We start from the raw sequence: 24,673 nt of genomic DNA, 5'->3' as shown, positions 1-24,673 counted from the left end.
ATGTCAGGCCCTGACCAGCGCCGCGCGGTGTTCGGCGACGCTCCCGTTGAAGGCCTCGTCGACCTTGATCCGGCGCAGGAACAGATGCAGATCATGCTCCCAGGTGAAACCGATGCCGCCGTGCACCTGCAGCGCCGTTCCGGCCACCTTGGCGGCCGCGGACTTCGTGTACGCCGCCGCGGCGGACGCGGCCCGGGACCGTGCAGCGCCCGAAGCGGTGTCCAGCGCGAGCGCCGCGGCCCACAGGCTGGCCCGGCCTGCCTCCACCGCGACGGCCATGTCGGCGCAGTGATGCTTGACAGCCTGGAAAGACCCGATCGGCGCGCCGAACTGCTCGCGCCGCCTGGCGTAGGACACCGTCATGTCGAGCAGACGGGCCGCCGCGCCCAACGCATCGAACGCCCGGTGCACCGCCAACGCGTCGTGCAGCAGGGCCAGAGTGCCGCCAGGCAGCCGCGTCCAGTCGGCGATCGTCGCGTCGAGGTCCAGTCGAGCCCACGAACGGCTCAGGTCGAGCGTCGACATGCCCGACATGCCCGACAGCGTCGGCGCATCGAGGACTGCCAGGTACTCGCCGTCGTTGCCCACTCGGCCCGCCACCGCGATGGAGTCCATATCGGCCGCCATCGGCACCGGCCGGGTGACGCCGGCCAGCCGCAGCGCATCGCCATCGAGTCTGCCGTCGGGACCAAGCGCCAATCCGGTCAGCTCGCCGCCCGCCGCGGACGAGTCGACATGGTCGAGCAACCAGGCCGCGATGTTGAGGTCTGCGACCGGCAGCGAGCTCGCCGTATACCCGTGCTCCTCGGTGATGACGGCGAGATCGACATGAGTGCCACCTGTTTCGGGGATGAGCAGCGTCAGAAGGCCCGATTCCGCCGCATGCCGGACCGCCGCGGGATCAACGGTGGCCGCCGCCGAATCCAGCGTCGCGCGCACCCTGGCGATGGGGTTATTTTTGTTGAGCCAGTCCCGCTCCGTCGCGGCGAGTTGATCCTGTTCGTCCGTCAGCCCGAAGTCCATCGCAACGCCTTTCACGAAGTTGACCTAGTAAACCATGTCTACTAGGTTCAGCGGAACGGCTGTCCGCCGCAGAGGTCGATCGGGAAAGTCGAGATGACGAGCATCCACGAGGCGCTGGGACGACTCTGGGACGCCAACGACCACGACCGCATGTTGGAGCGCGACGGGCATTGGGTGTCCTGGGGTTCCGTGCGATCGCTCGCCGAGCAGATCGACCGGGAACTGACCGCTGCCGGGTGTCAGACCGGTGGCCGAGTCGCCGTCGTGCTCTCCAATCGAATGGAGTCCGTCGCGGCGCTCATCGCAATCTTCCGGAGCAGACGCACGTTGGTGACCATCAGCCCGTTGCAGCCGCCGGATCGGCTGAGTGACGATCTTTCGGCCTCTACAGCCCCTTTCGTCCTTGCACCGGCGGCGTTGTGGTCCGAAGAGGCGTTCACCCGCGCCGTCGCCGATCTCGGAGCGACCGGCTGGAGGCTCGACGACGGTGAACTCGCGCTCGAGGTACGCGGCACAAAGGAGCCGGTCAGTGGCGATCCAGCGGTCGCCATCGAGATGCTGACCTCGGGCACGACGGGTGCCCCGAAACGCATCCCCCTGACCCGTGTGCAGCTCGAGGCCGCCTTGGGCGCGGCGTTGCGGCACAACGATCGCCCGGACGTCAGGACCAAGCCCCCGTTCACCGGAACGGTCGGCCTGGTGACTTTGCCGATCGTGCACATCGGTGGGCTGTGGTCGTTGTTGCAGTCGCTGGTGGCGGCCCGTCCGATCGCGATGCTCGATCGATTCACGGTGCAGGGCTGGCACGCCGTGGTCAAGCAGTACCGGCCGGCGGTGGCGGGCCTGCCCCCGGCGGCCATGCGATCGGTGCTCGACGCCGATATCCCGCGGGAGGATTTGGCGAGTATTCGTGCCATCAATGCGGGCACCAGCCCAGTCGACCCCGCGTTGGTCGACGCGTTCTTCGAGAGATACGGAATCCCGGTCCTCGTCGTCTACGGCGCGACCGAGTTCTCCGGCGCGGTGGCGGGATGGACGGTCAAGGACTTCCACACGCGCTGGGCCGACAAGAGAGGCAGTGTCGGGCGCGCCTTTCCCGGGGTGCGGCTGCAGGTCGTCGACGACGACGGCGCTGTGCTCGGGCCGGGGGTCAGCGGCAGGCTGCAGATCGCCACACTCCAGGCTGGGAGTTCCGGTGAATCTTGGGTGACCACAAGCGACTTGGCGCATATCGACGCCGACGGCTTCCTGTACATCGACGGCCGTGCCGACGACGTGATCATCCGCGGCGGCTTCAAGGTGGCGCCGGAAACCGTGGTCCGGGCGTTGCGGACACACCCGGCGGTCGCCGACGTGGCCGTAGCACCGATACCGGACCGGAGATTGGGTCACGTCCCCGTCGCGGCCGTCGAGTTGCGCAACGGGGCCGAAGTCGATGCCGAAGCTCTGCGCGAACACTGCCGGACCACGCTGACGCCCTACGAGGTGCCGGCTCGCGTGTTCATCGTCGACGAGTTGCCTCGTGGAGCGGCACTCAAGGTCGACCGGCGCAGGCTGCTCGCGATGTTGGATGAACTCGGCATCGGCAACGTCCAAACTGCGGGAGTGGCTGAAAACCACCATCAGGAAAACTCATTGACTTGAAAGGATCCGAATGACCGACACAGCGTCCGACGTGGCGAGCCAGGCGGCCCGCGTGGAGCGGCGCGGCAACGTCATGTTGATCACCATCAACCGGCCGGAGGCGCGCAATGCCGTTAACGGGGCCGTGAGCACGGCCGTCGGCGACGCGTTGGAGGAGGCACAGGGCGATCCCGGGGTGTGGGCGGTCGTCATCACCGGTGCCGGCGATAAGTCTTTCTCGGCGGGTGCGGACCTGAAGGCCATCTCGCGGGGCGAGAATCTCTTCCACGCGGAGCACCCCGAGTGGGGCTTCGCCGGCTACGTGCATCACTTCATCGACAAGCCCACGATCGCCGCGGTCAACGGCACCGCGCTCGGCGGAGGCTCCGAGCTCGCTCTGGCCAGTGATTTGGTGGTTGCCTCCGAAACTGCGAGTTTCGGACTGCCTGAAGTGAAGCGCGGCCTGATCGCCGGTGCGGGCGGCGTATTCCGGATCATCGAACAGCTGCCGCGTAAGGTCGCGTTGGAATTAGTGTTGACAGGTGAGCCGATGTCTGCCGTGGACGCTCTGCGTTGGGGCCTGATCAATGAGGTCGTGCCGCACGGCGCCGTCGTGGAAGCCGCCTTGGCACTAGCTGAGCGGATCACCTGCAACGCGCCACTGTCGGTACAAGCCAGCAAGCGGCTCGCCTACGGTGCCGATGAGGGGATCATCGGCGCGGAAGAACCCAAGTGGGAGCGCACGACAAGGGAGTTCACGGCTCTCCTGAAAACCGAGGACGCCAAGGAAGGTCCATTGGCCTTCGCGCAGAAGCGTCAACCCGTATGGAAGGCACGCTGAAATGGGTCGAGTACAGGACAAAGTGGTTCTGGTTACCGGCGGGGCACGCGGCCAGGGCCGCAGCCACGCCGTCAAACTGGCCGAGGAGGGTGCCGACGTCATCCTCTTCGACATCTGTCACGACATCGACACCAACGAATACCCGCTGGCGACATTGCGTGACCTCGAGGAAGCCGGTCTGGAGGTGGAGAAGACGGGTCGCAAGGCTTACACGGCCGAGGTCGACGTTCGCGACCGGGCCGCGGTGAGCCGCGAACTTGCCAATGCGGTAGCCGAGTTCGGCAAACTCGACGTGGTAGTCGCCAATGCCGGTATCTGTCCGCTGGGCGGTCATCTGCCGATCCAGGCCTTCGCCGACGCCTTCGACGTCGACTTCATCGGCGTCGTCAACACCGTCGATGCCGCGTTGCCCTACCTGACGTCCGGTGCGTCGATCATCACCACCGGCTCGATCGCCGGCCTCATCGCGGCCGCGCAGCCCCCAGGAGCGGGCGGCCCTCAGGGCCCGGGTGGCGCGGGCTACAGCTTCGCCAAGCAGCTGGTGGATTCCTACACCTTGCAGCTCGCGGCACAACTCGCCCAGAAATCCATCCGCGCCAACGTGATTCACCCCACCAACGTGAATACGTCCATGCTCAACAGTGCGCCGATGTACCGGCAGTTCCGGCCGGACCTCCAGGCACCGAGTCGCGACGACGCCCTGCTCGCCTTCCCCGCCATGCAGGCCATGCCCATCCCCTATGTCGAAGCCTCGGACATCTCGAACGCGGTCTGTTTCCTGGCCTCCGACGAGTCCCGGTATGTGACGGGCCTGCAGTTCAAGGTCGACGCCGGCGCCATGCTGAAGTTCTAGGAGGTAACAGCGATGACCACCACCGAGAAGGCCGCTGCCGACGCGGCCGCCGAAGAGGGCCGGATCACCGACGAGGACATCGAACGTGCCAAGCGGCAGATCGGAATTCCCGTCAACCAGCGCGACGAAGCCTGGAACAGGCTGCCGTCGGCCGATGCCATCACGCACTTCGCATTCGGCTGCGGTGACGACAACCCCTTGTTCTACGATCCGACGTACGGAACGTCGACACGCTGGCACGGACAGATCGCGCCCCCGACCTTTCCGATCACGACGGGCCTGGATCAGACTCCGAAGTTCACGGATCCGGAGCGAAAGAAGCTGTTCCGCGGACTGTTCCGCGGGACTGGCAAGTACTACGCGGGGGTGAAGTGGACATGGTACTGCCCTATCTATGCCGGTAGGCCGGTGTTGTCGGAGAACTACACGCTCGACGTCCAGGTGAAGGAGAGCGAATTCTCCGGTGGACGTTCGGTCAAAGAGACCTTTCGGTATCTCTACGTCGACATCGACGGCAACCCGATCGCGACCCGTGACGAGTCCTACATCAACGCCGAACGCCAAGGGTCGAAGAAGTCCGGGAAGCTCAAGGATATTCAGCGCAAGCACTGGACTCCCGAGGAGTTCGCCCAGGTCGAGGAAGAGTACGAGGCAGAGGTACGGCGAGGCGCCGATCCGCAGTGGTGGGAGGATGTCTCCGTCGGCGACGAACTTCCGGGAATCATCAAGGGCCCCTTGACTGTCGTCGACATCATCTCCATGCACATGGGGTGGGGCTGGGGCGGCTACGGCGTAGGGCCGCTCAAATTCGCCCACCAGTTGCGCAAGCGGATGCCCGCCTTCTACCAGCCGGACGAATTTGGCGTCCCTGACGTCGTGCAACGCCTGCATTGGGATGCCGGACGCGCTCAGGCACTGGGTATTCCGGCACCGTACGACTACGGTCAGATGCGCGCCGCGTGGGTGAGCCACTTGCTCACCAACTGGATCGGCGACGATGGCTGGCTGGCCGAGATGGACTTGCAGCTGCGCGGCTTCAACTACCACGGGGACGTGCACAGGTGCACAGGTACCGTCACCGCGAAGGGGCACGGGCCCGATGAACCGGTGTCACTGGATGTCTTCGCCACCAGCCAACGGGACGAGACCACAACGCGGGGCACCGCCAAGGTGTTGCTGCCGTCGAAAACGACCGGCGCCGTAGTGCTACCGATCCCGGACATCGACCTCAGACGGCGGGGCGCGCAGGTGGTTTCACGGGTATCGGGCAAGGTCGGTGAAGAGATGCGACGACTGTATGGAGAGTGAGATCGGCACATGAAGAGACTCGTTCTGGAGGCCGAGCACGAGGCCTTCCGCGAGACGGTGCGGCAGTTCATCGACCGCGAGCTCGTACCTAACGCCGAACAGTGGGAACGTGATCGTCTCGTCGACCGCTCGGCATTCGTCGCCGCCGGCAAATACGGGCTGATCGGGTTCAATATGCCCGAGCAGTACGGCGGCGGCGGCGTCGACGACTTCCGCTTCAATGCGGTCATCGACGAGGAGATCGCCCGCTACGGCGGGCCGGCGCCGTCGCTGAGCCTGCAGAACGACGTTGTGGGCCCGTACTTCTCGTCGTTGGCCAACGACGAGCAGAAGGAGCGCTGGCTACCGGGCATCATCAGCGGTGAGTCGATCGTGGCCGTCGCGATGACCGAGCCAGGCGCGGGTAGCGACCTGGCCGGCATCCGCACCTCGGCCGTGCGTGATGGTGACGACTGGATCATCAACGGTGCCAAGACATTCATTTCCTCGGGTATCAACTGCGATCTGGTCGTGGTGGTGTGCCGCACAGACCCCGAGGCCGGGCACAAGGGCTTCACGTTGTTCGTCGTCGAGGCGGGCATGGAGGGTTTCACCCGTGGCCGCAAGCTCGACAAGATGGGGTTGCATTACCAGGACACCGCCGAGCTGGCCTTCGAGAATGTCCGGGTGCCGTCGGCGAACCTGCTGGGCAAGGAGGGGAGGGGATTCTATCACCTGATGCACAACCTCCCGTCGGAACGGTTGTCCATCGCCATCTCGGCTCTCGCAGGCGCACGCGAGACCTGGCGCCAGACGCTCCAATACGCCAAGGACCGCAAGGCTTTCGGGCAGCCGATCGGCAGCTTCCAGCACAACCGGTTCCTGTTGGCAGAGATGGACACCGAACTCGAGATCGGTGAGCAATACATCGACCGATGCCTTCAGGCGGTCGTGGACGGCGACCTGACCGCAGTCGAGGCGTCAAAGGCAAAGTGGTGGTGCACCGAGACCGCCAAGAAGGTCATCGACGGTTGCGTCCAGTTGCACGGCGGCTACGGCTACATGACCGAATACCGGGTTGCGCGCGACTATATGGACAACCGCATCATGACTATCTTCGGTGGCACCACAGAGATCATGAAGGACATCATCGGACGCGACCTCGGCCTGTGATTCTGCGGTAATGAGCAGCATCTCGGTCGAGCACGACGGCGCGGTTCTACGAATCCGGCTGGACCGGCCGGAGAAGCTCAACGCCGTCGACACCCCGATGCTCGACGAGTTGGCGGCACGTATCCGCGGCGCGGAGGCCGATGAGGCCGTTCGTGCGGTACTGCTTACCGGCGCTGGACGAGGCTTCTGTTCCGGCGGCGGCCTCACCGGCGGTGACACGGCGGGCGCGGCTTATGCCGCCAACCGGGTGGTCCGCGCCATCACCTCGCTACCCAAACCGGTCGTCGCGGGGGTGCACGGTGGGGCGGTCGGATTCGGCTGTGTGCTGGCGCTTTGCTGCGATCTGGTGGTGGCCGCCCCGTCGGCGTACTTCCAATTGGCCTTCACCCGGGTCGGGCTGATGCCGGACGGCGGTGCGTCCGCGCTGCTACCGGGGCTGATCGGGAGGGCGCGTTCCGCGCGCATGGCGATGACTGCGGAACGAGTCTCCGCGGAAACCGCATTCGGCTGGGGGATGATCTCGCATCTCACGGGCGAGCACGAGTACCACCCCGTGCTGGCCGATGTGCTGCAGTCCGTCTCGGACGGTCCGACAGTGGCGTTCGGATGGACCAAGCGCGCGCTGGCCGCGGCGACCCTGACCGACCTCGAGCCGGTACAGGCGATCGAAGCTGAGGGCCAGTCAGCGTTGCTCTACACGGTTGACTTCCGAGAAGGCGTGCGCGCCTTTCGGGAGCGGCACCCGCCAGATTTTCGTGGTCACTGACAAAGGAGGGCCGTAGTGACAACCCCAAGGGTACAAGTGGATGGCCTCGACATCGAATACAGCGACACCGGGCGAGGACCTACCGTCCTGTTCGTGCACGGCGTCTACGTGACCGGCGCGTTGTGGAACGACGTCGTGGCCGAACTCGGTGGTGGATTTCGCTGCATCGCGCCGACCTGGCCGTTGGGCGCCCACAGTACACCCACCGACGGCGCCGACCTTGGCGCTGAGGCAGCTTCGCGGCGCATCGTCCATTTCATGGAAGCCCTCGATCTGACCGATGTCACCGTGGTGGCCAACGACACCGGCGGCGGTCTGGTGCTGGCGTCGCTGGGTGACCCAACGCTGGACACATCCCGGGTCGCGCGGCTGGTACTGACCAATTGTGATAGCTACGAACACTTTCCGCCCGGGTCGTTCGCTCAGATCGTCAAGCTGTGCCGACTTAGCTCCACGTTGGGTGGCGCGGTATTGCGGATCTTGGCCACCGGGCCCGGGCAGGCCTTCTTCCTCAAGGCCGTGTCCAAGCATCCGCAGAGCCGGCAACGGCAGCGGGAGATCTTCGGAGCCTTCGCCACCAGCGCAGCCGCCCGCCGCGATGCCGTTACGGTGACCGCCTCGCTGGATCCGGCTCTCACGTTGCGCGCCGCACCCGCGATCGAGGCGTTCGACCGACCCGTCGCGCTGACGTGGGGCACCGAGGATCAGCTATTCCCACTCGACCACGCCCGACGACTGCGCGACGCATTCCCGCATGCCACGTTGATCGAGATCCCCGACAGCTCGACCTTCGTCATGCTCGATGCGCCCGGCAAACTTGCCGGCGTGATTCGCAACCGATAACCTACCCAATTGTGACAGTGCACTGTCATAGTTCCCAATCGCCCGAGCCGAAGGGATTCCCGATGTGGCAGGTCCGCTGAAGCTGGTAATCGGCGCGAGCGGCTTCCTCGGCTCACACGTCACGCGGCAATTGGTGGAGCGTGGCGAACGAGTGCGAGTCCTGCTGCGCCGCACCAGTTCCACAGCGGCGATCGACGATCTCGACGTCGAGCGCCACTACGGTGACATCTTCGACGACGACGCCTTGAGGGCTGCGATGACGGATTGCGACGACGTGTACTACTGCGTTGTCGACACCAGAGCCTGGCTGCGCGACCCGGCCCCGTTGTTCCGCACCAACGTCGAGGGCCTGCGCCACGTGCTCGACGCTGCCGCGGACGCGGAGCTGCACCGGTTTGTCTTCACCAGTACCATCGGCACGATCGCGCTGAGCGAGAATGGCCGCCCGGTCACTGAGGATGAGCCATTCAACTGGGCCGGCAAGGGCGGCGGCTACATCGGTTCTCGCGTAGCGGCCGAGCAGCTGGTATTTCAGTATGTGCGTGAACGGGGTTTGCCCGCGGTCGCGCTATGCGTCTCGAATACTTACGGCCCCGGTGACTTTCAGCCGACGCCGCACGGCTCACTGCTGGCCGCCGCGGCGAAGGGCAAGATGCCGGTGTACGTCAAGGGCATGTGGATGGAGGTGGTCGGCATAGAAGACGCCGCCCGCGCACTGATTCTTGCCGCCGAGAAGGGTCGCATCGGCGAGCGGTACATCATCTCGGAGCGCTTCATCAGTGCGCGCGAGCTCTACGGGACCGCCGCTGAGGCCGGGGGAACGCGGCCACCCTGGATTGGGATCCCATTGAAGGTCATGTACGCGTTGGGCTTTGGCGGCGACGTCGCCGCGACCCTATTGCGACGCGACATGCTGTTGTCCACCCTGTCGGTGCGGTTGATGCACATCATGTCCCCGATGGACCACGGCAAGGCCGAGCGCGAACTGGGTTGGCGTCCCGAGCCGATCCACGATTCGATCCGGCGCGCAGTGGCATTCTACCGAACGCGCTAGCGCCTTCGGGACAGCTCGAGTTCCTCGAGTTCGATGCCATCTGGTCGACGGATGAGCACCCTTAGGGGTTCTAGAACATATGTGTTGATAGTAAAACCTCGACCGACATTGCTTACCTAGTAACCTATGTTGGCACTGAGCCGCTCTGTACGCACCAGGATGGATGTGAGCGGATGCAGAAACCGATGACCGGTGCGTGTGCTCGAAGTCGCGCAATTCACCTTCGTGCCGTCTGCGGGCGCGGTCCTCGCCGACTGGGGCGCCGACGTCATCAAGATCGAGAACCCCGTGACAGGAGATGCGCAAAGAGGACTCGTCACCGTCGCCGGTCGCTCCGCCACCACACCGGGAGTCTCTTTCTCGCCGACCGTCGAAGCCCCCAACCGTGGTAAGCGCAGCGTCGGACTGTCCCTGGCGTGTCGGTTCCGGTCGAAAATTGAGCAGGTAGTTCCGGTCGAAAAGTGAGCACCCTTCAACGTTTGGAGAGTGATCACTGTGGAGGATTGGGCTGAGATCCGGCGGTTGTACCGGTCGGAGAAGCTCTCGCAGGCTGAGATCGCCCGGCGGCTGGGCTTGGCACGGAACACCGTGGCCAGCGCCGTGCGGTCGGATTCGCCGCCACGCTATGAACGCCCGCCGGTGATGACCTCGGCCTGGGCGCAGATCGAACCCGCGGTGCGGGTCGTGCTGAGTCAGCATCCGACGATGGCGGCGTCGGTAATCGCCGAGCGGGTCGGCTGGACCGGTGGTCATTCCTGGTTCTCGGAGAACGTGGCGCGGATCCGCCCGCAGTATGCGCCGCCCGATCCGTGCGACCGGCTGGTGCATCGCCCGGGTGAGCAGGTGCAGTGCGATCTGTGGTTCCCCGGAGCGGTGGTGCCCGACCACGCCGGGGTGCTGCGGTCCTTTCCGGTGTTGGTGATGGTCGCCGCCTATTCGCGGTTCATCGCCGCACTGATGATCCCGTCGCGGGTGACCGGGGATCTACTGGCGGGGATGTGGCAGCTGCTGGCCGGCGGCATCGGCGCGGTCCCACGAACACTGCTGTGGGACAACGAGTCCGGTATCGGCCAACGCGGCCGACTGGCCGACGGTGTAGCCGGGTTCTGTGGCGTGCTGGGAACCCGGCTGATCCAGGCCCGCCCCTATGACCCGGAAACCAAAGGGCTCGTGGAGCGGGCCAACGGCTACCTGCGCTCGTCGTTTCTGCCCGGACGCCAGTTTGGCTCGCCCGCACAGTTCAATACCCAGCTCGCCGATTGGCTGGCCCAGGTGGCCAACCCGCGCACGCACGCCACCACCACGGCGATCCCGGCCGACGCCCTGGCCGCGGACCGGGCGGCGATGGCGGTGTTGCCGCCGGTGGCCCCGACGACCGGCACCACGGTCAGCACCCGACTGGGCCGTGACTATTACGTCAGCCTCGGCGGTAACGCCTATTCGGTGCATCCGGAGGTCATCGGGCGGATGATCACCGTGACCGCACATCTGGACCGTGTCGTGGCCGCATGCGGTGACCGCAGGGTCGCCGAGCATCAAAGACTCTGGGGCACAAACGGATTAGTTTGCGCCCCAGAGCATCTGGCAGCGGCTTCGGTATTGCGGGAGCACTACCGGCAACGCCCCGCGGTCAGCAGCCATCTCGACGTCGAGGTCCAGATCGCAGATCTGGGCGCTTACGACGCGGCGTTCGGGACCGGAGAGGAGGTCGCCTGATGGCCACCACCAAACGCACCCCGGCTCCCGGCGAGGCCGACAAGCTGATCGCCCACCAATCCCGACTCCTCAAAGCGCCGCGGATTGCCGCGCACTATCACCGGCTGGCCGAACAAGGCCGCGCCGCCGACTGGTCGTTGGAGGACTACCTGGCCGCCGTGCTCGCAGTGGAATCCAACGCCCGCGCGGAATCCGGGGCCCGCCAACGCATCCGTTATGCCGGTTTCCCGGCGATCAAGACCATCACCGACTTCGACTTCACCGCCCAACCCCACGTCGATCGCGCCCAGATCGCCCGACTGGAAGCCGGCGGCTGGCTAGCCGAAGCCCGCAACATCGTCCTGCTCGGCCCACCGGGCACCGGCAAGACCCACTTGGCCACAGCGCTGGCGATCGCCGCCGCCCAGGCCGGACACCGGGTCGCGTTCGCCCCGGCTACCGGCTGGATCAGCAGGCTGGCCGAGGCCCACCACATCGACCGGCTCGAGACCGAGCTACGCAAGATCTCCCGCTACGGGCTCATCGTCATCGACGAAGTCGGCTACATCCCCTTCGACACCGAAGCGGCCAACCTGTTCTTCCAACTGATCTCCACCCGATACGAAAAGTCGTCGGTCATCTTGACCTCCAACCTGCCGTTTTCCCGCTGGGGACAGGTATTCGGGGAAGCCACCATCGCCTCAGCGATGATCGACCGCATCGTGCACCACGCCGACGTCATCGCCCTCAAAGGCGCCAGCTACCGCATCAAACACACCGCGATCGAGTCACTGCCCTCCGTCGAAGTCGATCGTCAGGCAGACTCAACCCCGTAACCTGCTCACTTTTCGACCGGAAGAAACTGCGCAGGATTCGACCGGAGCCGACACTGGCGTTGCAACAGACCCGACCGGTGTTCGAGGAGCTTGTCCGGCGCAGCGATGTCTTCCTGACCAACCTGTTGCCTCAGGCGAGGGCGAAACTGCGGATTGACCTGGATGAGGTGCGGCGTATCAATCCGTCGATCGTCTACGTCGCGGGCAGCGGCTTCGGGAGCGAAGGGCCCGACCGTGAGACGGGCGCACACGACGCTACGGCGTTCTGGGCGCGCGCCGGCAACGCCGACGGAGTGACGCCGACGGAATCCGAAGTGCCGACAGGCATGCCGGCGGGCGCGTTCGGCGACAACATGGGCGGCATCACCATCGCGGGCGCGGTCGCCGCGGCCCTTTACGGCCGGCAAACGACTGGGCAGACGTCCGTCGTCGACGTGTCGTTGTTGGCGGTCGGGGCGTGGGCCAATCAGTCCAGCGTCAACCTCTCCATGCTCTACGGCTGTCCCCTGCCGAAGATCGACCAGCGCACGCAAGCGCCGGGCAACCCGCTGACCGGCGCCTACCGGTGCTCGGACGGCCGCTTCATTCAGCTTTCGATGCTTCAGCCCACTCGCTACTGGAGTCCCCTCTGCCGACTCCTCGGTCTCGACGCAGCCGCCGTGGACGAGCGGTTCGCCTCGTTCGAGTCGTTGGCGGCCAACGCCGATGAAGCCACCGCGCTGCTCGCCGACGCGATCGGATCGCGAACCTTCGACGATTGCACGCGACTGCTGAGCCTTCTGAAGGGCCAGTGGTCTCCGGTGCAGGACGCCTGGGAGGTCGCCCACGACGAGTCATTGATCGCCAACGGGCGCATCGCCGATGTCAGGGATGCCCAGGGAAATCAGCAACGGCTGGTGGCGAACCCGGTGAAATTCGACGAAGCGGCCGTCCACCTGACACGCGCACCGCTGTTCGCCGAGCACACCGACGAGGTGCTGCGGGAACTGGGCATGGACGACCATGAGCTGATCGAGCTGAAGATCGAAGGTGCCATTGCCTGAGCGCCGGTCAGCCCGACACTATTGATGCCGGTGGCGTGAATCCAGGGTTCGCCAATGCCGTCGCCATGCCGCTGCCGATGGGGCCCGATTCGTCGAACAGCGTCGCCACGCCGGTGGCAACCCCGGCCTGGCTGTAGTGCGTCATCGCAGCTAATCCGATGTAGACGCCCTCCGGTAAGCGACTGAGCGTGATCGTGTAGTCGGCGTTGATGAACTGCAAACCCTCAGTGCCCCAATGGGTTATCGAACTGGTGACGTCCCCGGCCATGATGGCGCGAGTGAACGGCGACAGCGGCTCGTCATCGACCAGCAACTTGGTCTCCCGTATCCACGCGAATTTCTGCCCATGGTGGCGCCACTCTTTGACGCCGACACCCGGACTGCCCGCCACCGGGTCCCGGCCGAACGAATGCAGCACCATCGGGACATCGTCCGCCAACGTCACTGGCTCCGCCGGAACGGCGGGCATGGTGATGGGCGAGGTCCACACCGTGTCCACGGTGGTGTGCTCGCTGCGCCGGAGGAACAATGCGCTGGCCCGGGCCACGATCACGTCAGCCTGAGTCATGACCGCGTCCACCAGCCGAAGTCGGCGGCCGTGGCGCACCACCGACGAGTGCATCCGCACGGGCTGCAACGCCACCGGCCTGAGCAGATCCACCGTCAGCCGGGCGGGCTGGAGGTCGGCGTCGTCGACTTCCTGCTCCACCGCTCGCCCCAGCAGCCCGCCTACGTAGTTGCCGCTGATCGACGGACCCCATGGCCCTCTGGCCAACCGGGTTGGCACATACTCGTCACCGTCGGTGACGAAGAAGCATGTCGGCACCGGGTCGGATGGATTCGTCGATGAGTCTGTCATCTAGTTTTTAACCCCTTAGCCGGCATCGCTGGATGAGTATCTCCGCCAATCGTGCCGGATGGCTGAACATCACCTCGTGGCAGGCATCGACGGGGATGACGGTGTCTACTCCGCCGAGTGCGGCGATGCTGGCGTGTTGTGATGCCACCGATAGGGCGCGGTCGCGGGTGGTCAGTATCCAGGTGCGCGGCACGTCGGCGGGCAGGCCGCTGCGGTCGACCGGCTCTGCGGGTATCCGCGCGGACTCAGCGTGCAGCTTCGACATCGTCAGCCGGCGCTGCGCTGGGGTCATGCCGTTGCAGAATGCCCACCGTGCCGCCGGTGCCGGAATCTTCATGGGTTTGCCGATACGGGCGGCGCGTCGGGCGAAGATCGCCAAGGGGCCGCCGAGGGTGTCCGCGATGGAGGAACCCTGAGGTGGTACGAATGCCGTCGCGAGGATCATCTCTCGGACCCGCGATGAACCGAGCTTGGTGACGACGCCGGGCACCGTCACGCCCGCCATCGAGTGGCCGACGATCACGATGTCACCGAAACCGGCGTTTTCGATGTCGGCGACGACTGAGTCGACCCAGTCGGCGATCGTGACGGTAGCGAGGTCGCCGGGCTTGTTCCCGTGACCAGGAAGATCCACCGCCAGAGTCCGCAATCCCGGCTCCGCGCGCCGCAATTCGGCGACGACGAGATCCCAGCAGTCACCGGCATGTTCGCCGCCGTGGACGAGCACGAGATCGGGCAGCCCCGCGGTGGGCTCCGTCACCGGTGGACCAGCTGAGAGCTCAGCATGTCGATGTCGGCCCGGAAGTCGGTGAAGCTCCTGCTGGCCGGCTCGATGGTGATCCACGTGACCCCCGCCTCGGCGTAGGCGCCGAGCCGTGGTTGTACTGCAGCGCAAAATCCTGCGCAGTCACCGCTGGCGAGCAGGTCTGCCTCGAACGGGACGAAGGCGACGTCGGCAGCCTGGCGGCCCGTCTCCCCGCGTTGCTTGTTCACTCTCGCGATCCAGTCGGCGAGCGTGTCGAGGTTCTCGAGTGGACGGGCTCGGGTAATGGCGGCCATTTCGCCCGATGCGGCCATCGGCATCCAGCCGTCGGCGACCTCGATGACCCGCCGCTGTGCGGCCGCGCTGTTGCCGCCGATCCAGATCGGGGGGCCCCCGGTCGTCAGCGGCGGTGGCAACGCGACGTGGCCGCTCACCCCGAACTCGGGACCGTCGTGGTCGACTCCCGCCCAGGCGGCCTTCCAGGCCGCGATCGCCTCGTCGAGCAGCGCGCCTCGCCGGTGGAAATCAGCTCCCAGTGCTTCGAATTCGGCTTTCAGGTAGCCAGCCCCGGTGCCCAAGGTGAACCGGCCGCCGGAAAGCAGATCGAGGCTCGCTGCGGCCTTCGCCGTCAGATACGGGTTGCGATAACCCGACACCAGGATGTAGGTCATCAATCGGATCCGGGTGGTGGCGGCAGCCGCGAAGCTCAGCGACACGAACGGGTCGAAAGCGTGGTGGCCGCCGCGGGCCAACCACTCCCGGTCGGGATAGGGATGTTCGGACATCGAAAAGCCATCGAAGCCGGCATCCTCCACCAACCGCGCGACATCGCCGATCCCGGCGCCCTCACACCAGCGGCTCCAGTGTTTGACGGCCCGCATGGGGAACATCAGGTTGTATCGCACTTCATCCCTCCGGCTCCTGTACTCGACCCGCTACCGCACCAGCGATCGGGCGATGATCTCACGCTGCACTTCGGTAGCACCCTCGCCGAGCCGCTTGACCCGCAGGTCGCGGAACCATCTTTCCAGCGGCAGTTCGGTGGAGATTCCCAGTGCACCGTGAATCTGGATGCAGCGGTCCAGAACTCGGTAGGCGGCCTCGGTGGCGAACATCTTGGCCGCCGAGGCGTCTACCCGGACGTCGCGTCCGAGGTCGGCGTTCCACGCGGCTTGGTAGATCAGCAGCCGGGCGGCCCGCAGGTCTACCTCACTGTCCGCAAGCATCCACTTGACGCCCTGCTTCTCGGCAAGCCTGCCGCCGAAGACGTCTCGGTTCTTGGCCCACTGGCAGGTCATGTCCAGTGCGCTCTGCGCGATGCCGATCGGCCCCGCCCCGTACACGATACGGCCGTGCACCAGGAACTCGGTGGCCAGCGAAAAGCCCTGTCCCTCACTGCCGATCAATTGTTCGGTCGGGACCCGGACATTGTCGAAGTGCAGCTCGTAAGGGGCGAAGGACGCCATCACAGGGATGCGGCTGAACGTGACGCCGGGCGTGTCCTTTTCGAGAATGAATGCCGAGATCCCTTGTCGCCCCTCACCAGTGCGGGCGTACACCACCCCCCAATCGGCGTGCGGCGCGTGCGAGATCCACATCTTGGCTCCGTTGAGCACATAGCCGCCGTTGTCGCGCGTCGCTCTGAGCTTGATCGCCCGCGCCGGATCAGATCCGCCGGAGGCCTCGGTGATCGCGGTGTACGCCTTGGACATGACACCATCGATGACGGGTCTGGCGTACTTCTCGAACTGCTCGGGCGATGCCTTGAACATGATGTTGGGCGGGTTGCCGCCGAACGCACCGAGGGCCGGAAAGAAGGCTCCCATGCGGCATTTCGCGGCTTCTTCGGCGACCACGACTTGGCCGAGCACGCTGAGCCCGGCGCCGCCGTATTCGGCCGGCGTCTGCAGCGCCCACAGCCCGAGCTCCCTGGCTTTCGCCTGCAACCCCACGAGCTGTTCGCGAGGTAACCCGACCGCGTCGTGGTCCAGCTTCTCTTCGAGCGGATGCACGTGCGTAGCCATGAACCGCCGCACCGTGTCGCGCAGCATCACCAATTCTTCAGGCAGCTGCCATGCGCCGGAAGGCTCTTCGGCCATCAGGCCCGCGCCGCTGCTGCCGCCCGCAGGTCGCGTGCACTCTGCAACTGGGGCTCGTGGTTGGCCTCGTACTGCTCGATCCACTCGCGCGGCAACCTGCCCCACGCCTCGCCGATCCGCAGCCGTTGCGCGGAGCTGAACACCTCCGCAGCGACCACGTCACCGACGAAGATGGTGTTCTCGTCATTGTCCAGCGACCCCGTGATGCGGCACTCCACGTAACTGTGTGCGTCGAGCAGGATCGGCGCACCCGTCACGCCCGGTTTGGTGCGCAGTTTCGAGATCTTGTCGCCATCGCGGCCCGAACTGCCGCCGAGTGTCATCAGGATCTCGAGAGACTTGTCGATTTCGTCCGGGCCTGCCGACAGCATGTGCATGACGAAGATGCCGGAGTTGACCAGCATGTCGTGCGTCTTGTTGTATTTGGTCAGGCTGACGGTCGCGCGGGGTAGTTCAGGCACGATGCTGGCCGCGCCCGCCGACAGCGACATCAGCCCGTTAGCGAAGCCGGCGTCGATCGTGGTTACTGCCACCGGAAATGGCCGCAACCCGGCCAGCACCTTGTCGGCGGCCGCGAGGTCGAGTGTCATGTGTATTCCCCTTGTCCGAGTGATTGAAGTCAGCCGAGTGTGAAGGGGTCGCGCGTGTCCCCAGACAGCTCCACCCACACCGCCTTGGTTTCGGTGAAGTCCTTGACGGCGTCGATGCCGTTCTCTCGCCCGATGCCGCTGTAGCCGATGCCGCCGAACGGAACATGAGGTGCGACGACGCGGTAGGCGTTGACCCACACGGTGCCGGCGCGCAGCTTGGCGGCCACCCGGTGTGCGCGGTGAACGTCCTTGGTCCACACGGCTGCGGCCAACCCGAACTCGGTGCCGTTGGCCGCGGCCACGGCTTCGTCCTCGTCGGCGAAGGTCATCACCGCCAGCACCGGACCGAAGATCTCTTCGGCGACGGCCCGCATCGAAGGGTCCACACCGGTCAGCACCGTCGGCTTGACGAAGTAACCGCCGAGGTCCGTGGCCGGCTCGCCGCCATAGGCGATCGTGGCTCCCTGCTCGCGGGCAGACGCGAAGTGCGCCAGCACCTTTTCGTATTGCGGCTGGTTGGACACCGGGCCCATCTCGGTCGTCGGGTCCTTCGGGTCACCGAGTTTGATGGTCGCGGCCCGCGCGACGATCCTGTCCACCAGGGCATCGGCGACGCTGTGTTCGACGAGAAGGCGCGAGCCCGCCAGACACGTCTGGCCGGTAGCGGCGAAGACGCCGGCGATCACCCCGTTGGCCGCGGCATCGAGGTCGGCGTCGGCGAACACCACCTGCGCCGACTTACCGCCGAGTTCTAGCGAGAGCCGGGTCATGTTCTCGATCGCGGCCTTGCCGACCTGGATGCCGGTCGCCGTCGATCCCGTGAAAGCGATCTTGTCGACGCCCGGGTGCGACGCGAGCGCGGCACCCGTCTTCGGCCCCCAGCCGGTGACGACGTTGATCACGCCCGGCGGAAAACCGGCTTCGGCGAATAGCTTTGCGAACGCGAGCGTCGATGTCGGGGTGTGGTCGCTGGGCTTGACTACGAAGGTGCAACCCGCGGCCAGACCAGCCGCCAGTTTCCACGTCAACAGCAACAGCGGTGAGTTCCAGGGTGTGATCGCGCCGACCACCCCGACGGGTTCATGCCGGGTGTAGACGAAGTAGTTGGGCTTATCCACCGGTATGACGTCGCCCTGCAGCTTGTCTGCCAGTCCGCCGTAGTAGAAGTAGTAGTCCGGCAGCGACCGCATTTGGCCGACCATTTCGCGGACCAGCTTTCCGCCGTCGCGCACCTCAAGCTCGGCAAGCTGTTCCGCCTCTCGGGCGACGATCTCGCCGAGTCGTCGAAGCAACTTGCCGCGTGCGGTCGCAGTGAGCACGCCCCACGGTCCGTTGAGTGCGGCACGGGCGGCGGCTACGGCGCGGTCCACATCGGCGGTCCCACCGTCAGGCACCCGCGCCCACGGCCTGCCGGTGTAGGGGTCGACGCTGTCGTAGGTGGAACCCGATGCGGCGGCCGACGGCTCGCCCCCGATCAGCAGGTCGAATTCCACCAACTGCTCGGTCGCTGCGTCGGTCATCGCCTCCTCCTCATCGAGTCCGGGGTTTCTTCTTGTTATTCAACGAGTCCGGGGTGGCCCCGGCATTACCGAGATCGGTGAAGAGCTTGCCGTGTCGGGCTGCGATGCTGGGGGCAAGATCACGAGCCTCCCACATTGCGCGAACGGTGCCTTGGACTCCATTGGGTCTGCGAGCGGCGATCTCGGAGGCCAGTTCGAATGCGCGGGCGCGTAATCGATCATCCGGAACCACCTCGGTGACGAGACCTATGCGCAGCGCGGTCTGCGCCGACATCCGCTCCTCGCTGCCGAGCAGCGCCCAGCGCATCACCTCGCCGTAGGGCACGCCGAGGGCCAACATGCCCATCGGCTCTAACGCCGAGACGATGCCCGCGTTGGCATGTGGGTCAAAGAACGTGGCCGTCTCACTACAGATCGAGAAGTCGCATTCGTTGACGAAGTACATGGCTCCACCAGCCACGATGCCATGTAGTGCCGCGATCACCGGCTTCCACACCTTGTGCGCCTTCGGCCCCAGGAGTTCGCCAGGGTCTTCCTGGTTGAAGATAGGCTTGTGCGTCCACCAGGTGCCCTCGATTACGTCGATTCCGGTGCAGAACGCGCGCTCGCCGTTGGCGCACAGCACCGCGACCCGGATGTCGTCGTCCTCGCGGACCCGGGTCCAGACGGTGCCGAGTTCGGCGGCCATCTGTTGTGTGAAGCTGTTCAGTTTCTCGGGCCGGTTGAGCGCCACGATGGCGACGTGGTCGGTCACCTCGAACTCGATGGTGGCAAGGTCGGTCTGCTTGATCACAAGCGCTCCTCGGTCGATCCGGTCGGTACCGGCATCTTCGCACCCGCGTTGCCGACATGGCTAACCTGGTTAGCGATCTCGCGCTTGAGGATCTTGCCGGCGGGGCCCAACGGGAACTCGCGCCAGAACACGAACCGGCGCGGCTGCTTGTACCCGGCCAATTCGGCGCGGCACAGCGCAGCAAGATCGGCGGTCAGCGCGTCCTGATCGCGCACGTGGGCTTTGGGAATCACCGCGGCGACCGGCGTCTCACCCCACTCGGGATCAGGCACCCCGACCACCGCCACCATGTCCACGTCGTGGTGCTGGGACAGTACCCGCTCAATTTCTGCCGGGTAGACATTGAACCCGCCAGAGATGATGAGATCGGTTTTGCGACCCGTGATATGGAGGTAGCCCTCGTGGTCGAGGTAGCCCAAGTCGCCGCTGCGTAATCCGTCGGGCCGGAACGTCTCTGCGGTCTGCTCGGGCCGGTTCCAGTACCCAACTGCGTTGGCCGGGCTGGTGATCACGATTTCACCGACGTCGCCGGGTGCGGCGTCGTTGCCCTCGGCGTCGATGACGCGGATCACGCACATCGGGGTTTCCCGCCCACACGACGTAGCGATCGACGTTCTGCCGGAGACGATATCGCGATGGTCCTGCGGCGTGAGAATCGTCGCCTGTCCGCCGCATTCGGTCAACCCATAGCGTTGCTGCAGATCACAGCCGAGCAGGTCCATCGCCTTGCGCGCGAGGCCCGGCGGCACGGGGGCCGAACCGTAAGAGATGCGCCGCAGGCTCGACATGTCCCGTGGTGGTCCTTCTTCGAGGATCGCCAACGTCCGGTGCAGCATCGTCGGGATGAAGGTCGTGAACGTGATGGCACTGCGTTCGATCTCGTCGATGACGGCGTGGGGGTCGAACCTCTGATGGATCACCATGGTCTGACCGAGATAAAGCCAGGACACCGTGCGCACCATGCCGCCCGCAGTAAAGAAGGGGGTGGTCGCCAGCATGACGTCTGAGCGATTTGCCTCGGTCACGAGGTTGGTGTCCGCCGCCTGATAGAGCAGAGCCCGGTGAGTGTGCATCACACCCTTGGCGCGACCGGTGGTGCCGCTGGTGTACAGGATGACCGCGACGTCGTCCGGCGCGATGTCGCGGCGCGGGGCGCCAGGCCGTGCTTGCGCCAAGGCCGTGTCGTAGTCGGAGACCAGTTCGCTGGTCCCGGGTGCTGACCCGGCGCCTATCCCCAGTATCAGCCCCAGCTCGGTTAATTCGCCCAGGAACCTCTCGAGGTGATCCGCGTGGATGATTACCGCTCGTGCGCCGGAGTCATCGCGCACGTGGGCGACCTCGTCGGGAGCCAGCCGTATGTTCACCGGCACCGCGATCAGCCCGGCCTTGGCCAGGCCGAACGAGATCTCCGGCCATTCCAGGCAGTTGCGCGCGATCACCATCACGCGGTCCCCTGGTGTGAGCCCCCGGCTGGCCAGGACTCCAGCCAGCCGCCGGGCCCGCTCGTCGACCTGCGACCAGGTCAACGACCGGTCGGCGTCGACGAGCGCCCGTTTGTTGGGGTAGCGCCGTGCGTTGTTGGTCGCGATGTCTCCGACGAGCATCAGATGCGAGGGCCCTTCAAATCAGGAAAGCAAGTGTCTCGACTGGTCCGCCTGCGTCGATCAGGTGCACGATTTTGCGGATCAGTTGCAGGCCGTTGGGTGATCGGCGGATCACGTGGGTAACGCGGCCAGCCCAGAATCGTTGGCGCAGACGGTATTCGAACAGAGCAAAGTTGGATTCCACTGTGACAGTGTCGGGGCCAGTGTGCACTACCTCGCTGTTGGAGATGACCCGGCGCATCACCGATGGTGGTGTCTGTGAGTGCCGGTTTCCGGTGTTGAGCTGAGCCACCCGGCTTTTGATCCGTCGCCGGTTGTCGTTGATGTAGGCCAGTGCGGTGCGCGGGTCGTCGTCGGGATGCATCGGGACGCGGTATTCGACCGTGTCGTCGTCGGCCCACAGCGCCTCCCACTCCGAGTAGCGGCCCTCGTCGGCCAGGCGCGCCTCGAGATATAGAAATGACAGGATCTCGGCGTCCGGAATCGGGCGCAGCGCCGGACGTGCCTGGGTTTCGGAGTTGACGGTCATGCTCCGGCCCGCCCGCCGACCACGGCAGCCCACTGCGCATAGAAACCGCGCTGGGGAGTCTCGGCGCTTTTGTCCCGGTTGATGATTCCGGTCGCGTCGTCGACATCGCTTTCCACGCCGCGGGACAACACCAGCCACTCCGGCAGCTCGGCGGCGAGCCCGGCTTGGTTGCGCATGCCGATTTCTCCGTCGTCGGCGATCAGGAATCCGGCCGGGCCCATCGCTCCCTCGGAGCGGCGTAGCGTGCGCTCGTTCAACGCATCCTGACCGGGTATCAGGACCGCGGTGGTGTAGGCGATGGTGCGGTCGGGGGCCTGCGGCTCGACGAACATGACGTTCATCTCCGCCAGGAACAGGTTGGGCCAGATCAACGTGTGCGGCGGGCCCACCACCAGCGCGTCGTGCGCCTGCTCCGGACCGTAGGCACCCTCGAGTGCCGCGACGTAGTCGGCGAGCTTGGCCCGCGGGATCCGGCCGTACCAGACGAATTCCTCGTCGAGCTTGCGGTATTCGTCGCTGTAGTCGATCTCGGAATGGCCGTTGCCGAGGTCGCGGACCAGCACGTCGACCTTGGTGGGGACATGCGACACCTTGGCGGGCTTGATCGCGTCGTACACAGAGGCATGGGTGAACAGTGCGTGGTAGCCGTCGACGTTGTTCTCCACCACCATCTTCCAGTTGGCGTGGTGCAAGTGCTTCATCCAGTTGGCACGCAAGTCGATCTTGCGTGTGGGGGACAGGTTGAGGAGACGATCGATGGCGTGCGTTGCCTTGCCGAGATGCTCGATCAACGAGATGCCCTCCGGCGCCAGTGACGCGAAGATGAATCCGCCGTAGCTGTCCACCCGGGGTGCCTGGGCAAGACCGAGTTCGGAGCGCACCCGGTTGAACGCCTCCCCGTAGCCTTCCCGCATCGGAACGCCCTGCAGCGCGCCGGTGTTGCTGAATGTCCAGCCATGGTATGGGCACCTGAAGGAGTTGGCATTGCCCTTTTCGGCGTTGCACAGCTTGTTGGCGCGGTGGGTGCAGCGGTTGAGCATCACGCGAACGACGCCGTCCTTGCCGCGCGCCACCACGACTGGGTCGCGCCCGATCATCCGGGTGAGGTAGTCACCCGGTTCGCTGACCTCACTCTCGTGGGCGACGTAGACCCAGCCGGTCTTGAAGATGCTGTTCATCTCGCGACGGAAGATCTCGGCGGACGTATACACGGTGCCGTGCACGCGGTCACCACGTACGACGGTGTTGACATCGAAGTCGTCGTCAGCCGCAGTTGTGGATTCAAGTGTCGTCACAGGTCCTCCGGGATGTCGATGGCCGGGATGGCGACGTCGCCGAGGCGGCGGAAGCCGATACGCACCGCTGTGCCGATGGGCGGTGCGGTGTCCGCGGGTTCCACGGTCGTCATCACCACTCGATGCCCGCTGGACAGCTCGACGTCGACGATCGGGTAGGGCGCGAGGCCGTGCACCAGGCCGGGCTCGCGCCGGTGCATGAGCGTCGCAGCGTGTACGGTTCCGCTCGGATCGACTGTACGCCAGTCCCGTTCGCTGTACCCGCACCGGTCGCAGGCCTGTTGGTCGAGCTCCAGCGCCAGAGCGCACGCCGCGCAGAACGGCAGCGCGAGCTCACTGCGGGCGGCCGCCCGGTACAGCGGCGCCAGCAAGTCGTCGTCGACGGCGGGCGCCAGCGCGCTGTTCAGCAGCCAATCCTCGAGCGCGGTGGTGGTCATGCGGCGCGCTCCAGCACCAACGCAGCATGGTGGTCCATCCTGCCGCCGATACCGCCGACGAGCGCCACCGTGGCCCCTGGAACCTGACGTTGCCCGCCGGTGCCGCGCAGCTGAATCATCGCCTCCGCCAACGGCGTCATACCCTGCAAGTAGAAACCGGACAGCTGGCCACCGCCAGTGTTGGTCGGCAGTGTGCCGCCCGGACCGGTGTGGCCGTCGCGCACGAATGCACCCGCGGGAATGTCGCCGGTGAGCCGGTATTCGTCGAGCAGCGCCAAGGTCACGATCGAGAACGGGTCGTACAGTTCGGCGACATCGAGGTCGGAACGGCTCATGCCGGCCTGTTCGAGCGCGTCCTGTACCGCGCGGCCACCGCCGCCGAACCACGACTCGGCACCCGCGCGACGGCGCCGCACCGGGTGTTCACGCCCGGCGCCGCGCACCCGCAACCGGGTGGCGCCGATCGAGGGCCGCCCGGTGAGTACGACGGCGACCGCGCCGTTCACCGGCCGGGCGCAGTCCAGCAGGCGAAGCGGTTCGGCGATCATCGGGGACGAGTCATAGTCGGCGTCATCGAGCGGCTCTCGATTGACCGCATCGGGATTGCCACGCGCCCACTCCCTCGCCGTGGTGGCCACCCAGCGCAGCGCGTCGGTACCGGTTCCGGTGACGTGCAGCCAACGCTGTGTCAGCAGCGCATACGTCGGCACCGAGCCGAGCAGCCCCGAGGCCCGCTCGAGACCACGCACCCCGACGTTGCCCCCACTGTGTGCGTAGGTCGAGCCTGCGCCCCGGCCTGCCACCAACGGTGCGTCGGCGAATACGCACAGTACGGTCGCGGCCTCGCCGGTGACGATCGCGTGGCGTGCGCGCTGGATCATGGCGATGGTCGTCGCGCCCTTGATCTCGACGTGCTCGAGCAAGCGCAGACCCGAGAAGCCGGCCGCCGCGGCGAAGCCGATGCCCAGCCGTTCGGGCCGGACGCCCTGCGACGAGCCGACCAGGATCCCGTCGATGTCGGCACGCCCGAGTCCGGCGTCGACCAGCGCGGTGTCGCTCGCCTTGACGGCCAGTTCGAGCGGGGTCGCGCCCGGACGCAGCGACATCGGTGTCATGCCCAGACCAACCAGGTCGGCGTCGGCGGCGT

23 protein-coding genes and 2 pseudogenes are annotated in these 24,673 nt (G+C 65.9%); 12 read left to right on the top strand and 13 right to left on the bottom strand.

All coding sequences use genetic code 11. The features are described from left to right. Window positions 1–3: 3 nt before the first annotated feature. Window positions 4–1,023: an acyl-CoA dehydrogenase family protein gene (locus H7I87_RS21090; protein ID WP_062886474.1), complete on the bottom strand. Its 1,020-nt coding sequence runs from the start codon at window positions 1,021–1,023 to the stop codon at window positions 4–6. A 93-nt stretch (window positions 1,024–1,116) separates the two neighbouring features. Between H7I87_RS21090 and H7I87_RS21085 the strand changes: the two genes are divergently transcribed. The 12 genes and pseudogenes from H7I87_RS21085 to H7I87_RS21030 all read left to right on the top strand — a co-directional run. Continuing rightward, window positions 1,117–2,667, top strand: coding sequence for a class I adenylate-forming enzyme family protein (locus H7I87_RS21085; RefSeq protein WP_062886473.1), 1,551 nt, complete (start codon window positions 1,117–1,119; stop codon window positions 2,665–2,667). A 10-nt stretch (window positions 2,668–2,677) separates the two neighbouring features. Beyond that, window positions 2,678–3,487: an enoyl-CoA hydratase-related protein gene (locus tag H7I87_RS21080; protein ID WP_062886472.1), complete on the top strand. Its 810-nt coding sequence runs from the start codon at window positions 2,678–2,680 to the stop codon at window positions 3,485–3,487. A gap of 1 nt (window position 3,488) precedes the next feature. Beyond that, complete coding sequence (locus H7I87_RS21075) at window positions 3,489–4,340, top strand: mycofactocin-coupled SDR family oxidoreductase (protein ID WP_083071349.1); 852 nt, start codon at window positions 3,489–3,491, stop codon at window positions 4,338–4,340. A gap of 12 nt (window positions 4,341–4,352) precedes the next feature. Beyond that, window positions 4,353–5,648, top strand: coding sequence for an FAS1-like dehydratase domain-containing protein (locus tag H7I87_RS21070; RefSeq protein WP_083071350.1), 1,296 nt, complete (start codon window positions 4,353–4,355; stop codon window positions 5,646–5,648). Window positions 5,649–5,657: 9 nt separating this feature from the next. Further along, window positions 5,658–6,800 carry an acyl-CoA dehydrogenase family protein gene (locus H7I87_RS21065; RefSeq protein WP_062886469.1) on the top strand — a complete coding sequence of 381 codons (1,143 nt, stop codon included), beginning with the start codon at window positions 5,658–5,660 and terminating at the stop codon, window positions 6,798–6,800. Between the two features lie 10 nt (window positions 6,801–6,810). Then, window positions 6,811–7,566, top strand: coding sequence for an enoyl-CoA hydratase (locus H7I87_RS21060; RefSeq protein ID WP_062886468.1), 756 nt, complete (start codon window positions 6,811–6,813; stop codon window positions 7,564–7,566). A gap of 15 nt (window positions 7,567–7,581) precedes the next feature. After that, complete coding sequence (locus H7I87_RS21055; RefSeq protein WP_062886467.1) at window positions 7,582–8,409, top strand: alpha/beta fold hydrolase; 828 nt, start codon at window positions 7,582–7,584, stop codon at window positions 8,407–8,409. 64 nt (window positions 8,410–8,473) lie between these two features. Beyond that, a complete protein-coding gene (locus H7I87_RS21050; RefSeq protein WP_062886466.1) occupies window positions 8,474–9,463 on the top strand; it encodes an NAD-dependent epimerase/dehydratase family protein in 990 nt (329 codons plus the stop codon). A 173-nt stretch (window positions 9,464–9,636) separates the two neighbouring features. Next, window positions 9,637–9,877 (top strand): annotated as a pseudogene (locus H7I87_RS21045) (CoA transferase); the annotation flags it as partial. An 81-nt stretch (window positions 9,878–9,958) separates the two neighbouring features. Further along, window positions 9,959–11,179, top strand: a complete 1,221-nt coding sequence (istA, locus tag H7I87_RS21040; protein ID WP_062888175.1) for an IS21 family transposase — start codon at window positions 9,959–9,961, stop codon at window positions 11,177–11,179. Beyond that, window positions 11,179–11,994, top strand: coding sequence for an IS21-like element ISMyma9 family helper ATPase IstB (gene istB, locus H7I87_RS21035; protein ID WP_083071352.1), 816 nt, complete (start codon window positions 11,179–11,181; stop codon window positions 11,992–11,994). The genes istA and istB overlap by 1 nt, the downstream gene beginning before the upstream one ends. 53 nt (window positions 11,995–12,047) lie before the next feature. Next, a pseudogene (locus H7I87_RS21030) lies at window positions 12,048–13,037 on the top strand (CaiB/BaiF CoA transferase family protein); the annotation flags it as partial. A gap of 7 nt (window positions 13,038–13,044) precedes the next feature. On the opposite strand, the gene H7I87_RS21025 reads toward H7I87_RS21030, so the two are convergent. Genes H7I87_RS21025 through H7I87_RS20970 form a run of 12 tightly spaced genes read right to left on the bottom strand, consistent with a single transcriptional unit; the run spans window position 13,045 to window position 24,641 of the window. After that, a complete protein-coding gene (locus H7I87_RS21025) occupies window positions 13,045–13,896 on the bottom strand; it encodes a thioesterase family protein (RefSeq protein ID WP_031347540.1) in 852 nt (283 codons plus the stop codon). Window positions 13,897–13,903: 7 nt separating this feature from the next. Further along, complete coding sequence (locus H7I87_RS21020) at window positions 13,904–14,656, bottom strand: alpha/beta fold hydrolase (RefSeq protein ID WP_023864518.1); 753 nt, start codon at window positions 14,654–14,656, stop codon at window positions 13,904–13,906. Continuing rightward, window positions 14,653–15,549 carry a TIGR03619 family F420-dependent LLM class oxidoreductase gene (locus H7I87_RS21015; RefSeq protein ID WP_170926748.1) on the bottom strand — a complete coding sequence of 299 codons (897 nt, stop codon included), beginning with the start codon at window positions 15,547–15,549 and terminating at the stop codon, window positions 14,653–14,655. The genes H7I87_RS21020 and H7I87_RS21015 overlap by 4 nt, the downstream gene beginning before the upstream one ends. A gap of 45 nt (window positions 15,550–15,594) precedes the next feature. Beyond that, window positions 15,595–16,758: an acyl-CoA dehydrogenase family protein gene (locus H7I87_RS21010; RefSeq protein ID WP_023860679.1), complete on the bottom strand. Its 1,164-nt coding sequence runs from the start codon at window positions 16,756–16,758 to the stop codon at window positions 15,595–15,597. Beyond that, window positions 16,758–17,348 (bottom strand): flavin reductase family protein, encoded by a 591-nt coding sequence (locus H7I87_RS21005; RefSeq protein WP_023860680.1) that lies wholly within the window; start codon window positions 17,346–17,348, stop codon window positions 16,758–16,760. The genes H7I87_RS21010 and H7I87_RS21005 overlap by 1 nt, the downstream gene beginning before the upstream one ends. Window positions 17,349–17,377: 29 nt before the next feature. Then, window positions 17,378–18,868: an aldehyde dehydrogenase gene (locus H7I87_RS21000; RefSeq protein ID WP_023860681.1), complete on the bottom strand. Its 1,491-nt coding sequence runs from the start codon at window positions 18,866–18,868 to the stop codon at window positions 17,378–17,380. A 10-nt stretch (window positions 18,869–18,878) separates the two neighbouring features. Continuing rightward, window positions 18,879–19,661, bottom strand: coding sequence for an enoyl-CoA hydratase/isomerase family protein (locus H7I87_RS20995; protein WP_023860682.1), 783 nt, complete (start codon window positions 19,659–19,661; stop codon window positions 18,879–18,881). Beyond that, complete coding sequence (locus H7I87_RS20990) at window positions 19,658–21,265, bottom strand: class I adenylate-forming enzyme family protein (protein WP_023860683.1); 1,608 nt, start codon at window positions 21,263–21,265, stop codon at window positions 19,658–19,660. The genes H7I87_RS20995 and H7I87_RS20990 overlap by 4 nt, the downstream gene beginning before the upstream one ends. A gap of 16 nt (window positions 21,266–21,281) precedes the next feature. Beyond that, window positions 21,282–21,794 (bottom strand): aromatic-ring-hydroxylating dioxygenase subunit beta, encoded by a 513-nt coding sequence (locus H7I87_RS20985; RefSeq protein ID WP_023860684.1) that lies wholly within the window; start codon window positions 21,792–21,794, stop codon window positions 21,282–21,284. After that, on the bottom strand, window positions 21,791–23,089 hold the full coding sequence (locus tag H7I87_RS20980; protein ID WP_023860685.1) for an aromatic ring-hydroxylating oxygenase subunit alpha: 1,299 nt from the start codon (window positions 23,087–23,089) through the stop codon (window positions 21,791–21,793). The genes H7I87_RS20985 and H7I87_RS20980 overlap by 4 nt, the downstream gene beginning before the upstream one ends. Beyond that, the gene (locus tag H7I87_RS20975) at window positions 23,086–23,526 is read right to left on the bottom strand and encodes a Zn-ribbon domain-containing OB-fold protein (protein ID WP_023860686.1); all 441 of its coding nucleotides are present in this window, start codon (window positions 23,524–23,526) and stop codon (window positions 23,086–23,088) included. The genes H7I87_RS20980 and H7I87_RS20975 overlap by 4 nt, the downstream gene beginning before the upstream one ends. Then, window positions 23,523–24,641, bottom strand: a complete 1,119-nt coding sequence (locus H7I87_RS20970) for a thiolase family protein (RefSeq protein ID WP_031347541.1) — start codon at window positions 24,639–24,641, stop codon at window positions 23,523–23,525. The genes H7I87_RS20975 and H7I87_RS20970 overlap by 4 nt, the downstream gene beginning before the upstream one ends. Between the last annotated feature and the right edge of the window lie 32 nt (window positions 24,642–24,673).

The sequence above is a fragment of the Mycobacterium timonense genome, assembly GCF_025821985.1.
In the GTDB taxonomy this organism is placed as follows: Bacteria; Actinomycetota; Actinomycetes; order Mycobacteriales; family Mycobacteriaceae; genus Mycobacterium; species Mycobacterium avium.
Note: the sequence above shows the minus strand (reverse complement) of the source record. Positions and strands in the feature narration are given on the sequence as shown.

What these genes read in the sequence shown, in the direction of transcription:
- H7I87_RS21090 (WP_062886474.1), bottom strand. Translation starts at nt 1,023, where the DNA reads ATGGACTTCGGGCTGACGGACGAACAGGATCAACTCGCCGCGACGGAG.
- H7I87_RS21085 (WP_062886473.1), top strand. Translation starts at nt 1,117, where the DNA reads ATGACGAGCATCCACGAGGCGCTGGGACGACTCTGGGACGCCAACGAC.
- H7I87_RS21080 (WP_062886472.1), top strand. Translation starts at nt 2,678, where the DNA reads ATGACCGACACAGCGTCCGACGTGGCGAGCCAGGCGGCCCGCGTGGAG.
- H7I87_RS21075 (WP_083071349.1), top strand. Translation starts at nt 3,489, where the DNA reads ATGGGTCGAGTACAGGACAAAGTGGTTCTGGTTACCGGCGGGGCACGC.
- H7I87_RS21070 (WP_083071350.1), top strand. Translation starts at nt 4,353, where the DNA reads ATGACCACCACCGAGAAGGCCGCTGCCGACGCGGCCGCCGAAGAGGGC.
- H7I87_RS21065 (WP_062886469.1), top strand. Translation starts at nt 5,658, where the DNA reads ATGAAGAGACTCGTTCTGGAGGCCGAGCACGAGGCCTTCCGCGAGACG.
- H7I87_RS21060 (WP_062886468.1), top strand. Translation starts at nt 6,811, where the DNA reads ATGAGCAGCATCTCGGTCGAGCACGACGGCGCGGTTCTACGAATCCGG.
- istB (WP_083071352.1), top strand. Translation starts at nt 11,179, where the DNA reads ATGGCCACCACCAAACGCACCCCGGCTCCCGGCGAGGCCGACAAGCTG.
- H7I87_RS21025 (WP_031347540.1), bottom strand. Translation starts at nt 13,896, where the DNA reads ATGACAGACTCATCGACGAATCCATCCGACCCGGTGCCGACATGCTTC.
- H7I87_RS21015 (WP_170926748.1), bottom strand. Translation starts at nt 15,549, where the DNA reads ATGTTCCCCATGCGGGCCGTCAAACACTGGAGCCGCTGGTGTGAGGGC.
- H7I87_RS21010 (WP_023860679.1), bottom strand. Translation starts at nt 16,758, where the DNA reads ATGGCCGAAGAGCCTTCCGGCGCATGGCAGCTGCCTGAAGAATTGGTG.
- H7I87_RS21005 (WP_023860680.1), bottom strand. Translation starts at nt 17,348, where the DNA reads ATGACACTCGACCTCGCGGCCGCCGACAAGGTGCTGGCCGGGTTGCGG.
- H7I87_RS21000 (WP_023860681.1), bottom strand. Translation starts at nt 18,868, where the DNA reads ATGACCGACGCAGCGACCGAGCAGTTGGTGGAATTCGACCTGCTGATC.
- H7I87_RS20990 (WP_023860683.1), bottom strand. Translation starts at nt 21,265, where the DNA reads ATGCTCGTCGGAGACATCGCGACCAACAACGCACGGCGCTACCCCAAC.
- H7I87_RS20985 (WP_023860684.1), bottom strand. Translation starts at nt 21,794, where the DNA reads ATGACCGTCAACTCCGAAACCCAGGCACGTCCGGCGCTGCGCCCGATT.
- H7I87_RS20975 (WP_023860686.1), bottom strand. Translation starts at nt 23,526, where the DNA reads ATGACCACCACCGCGCTCGAGGATTGGCTGCTGAACAGCGCGCTGGCG.
- H7I87_RS20970 (WP_031347541.1), bottom strand. Translation starts at nt 24,641, where the DNA reads ATGACACCGATGTCGCTGCGTCCGGGCGCGACCCCGCTCGAACTGGCC.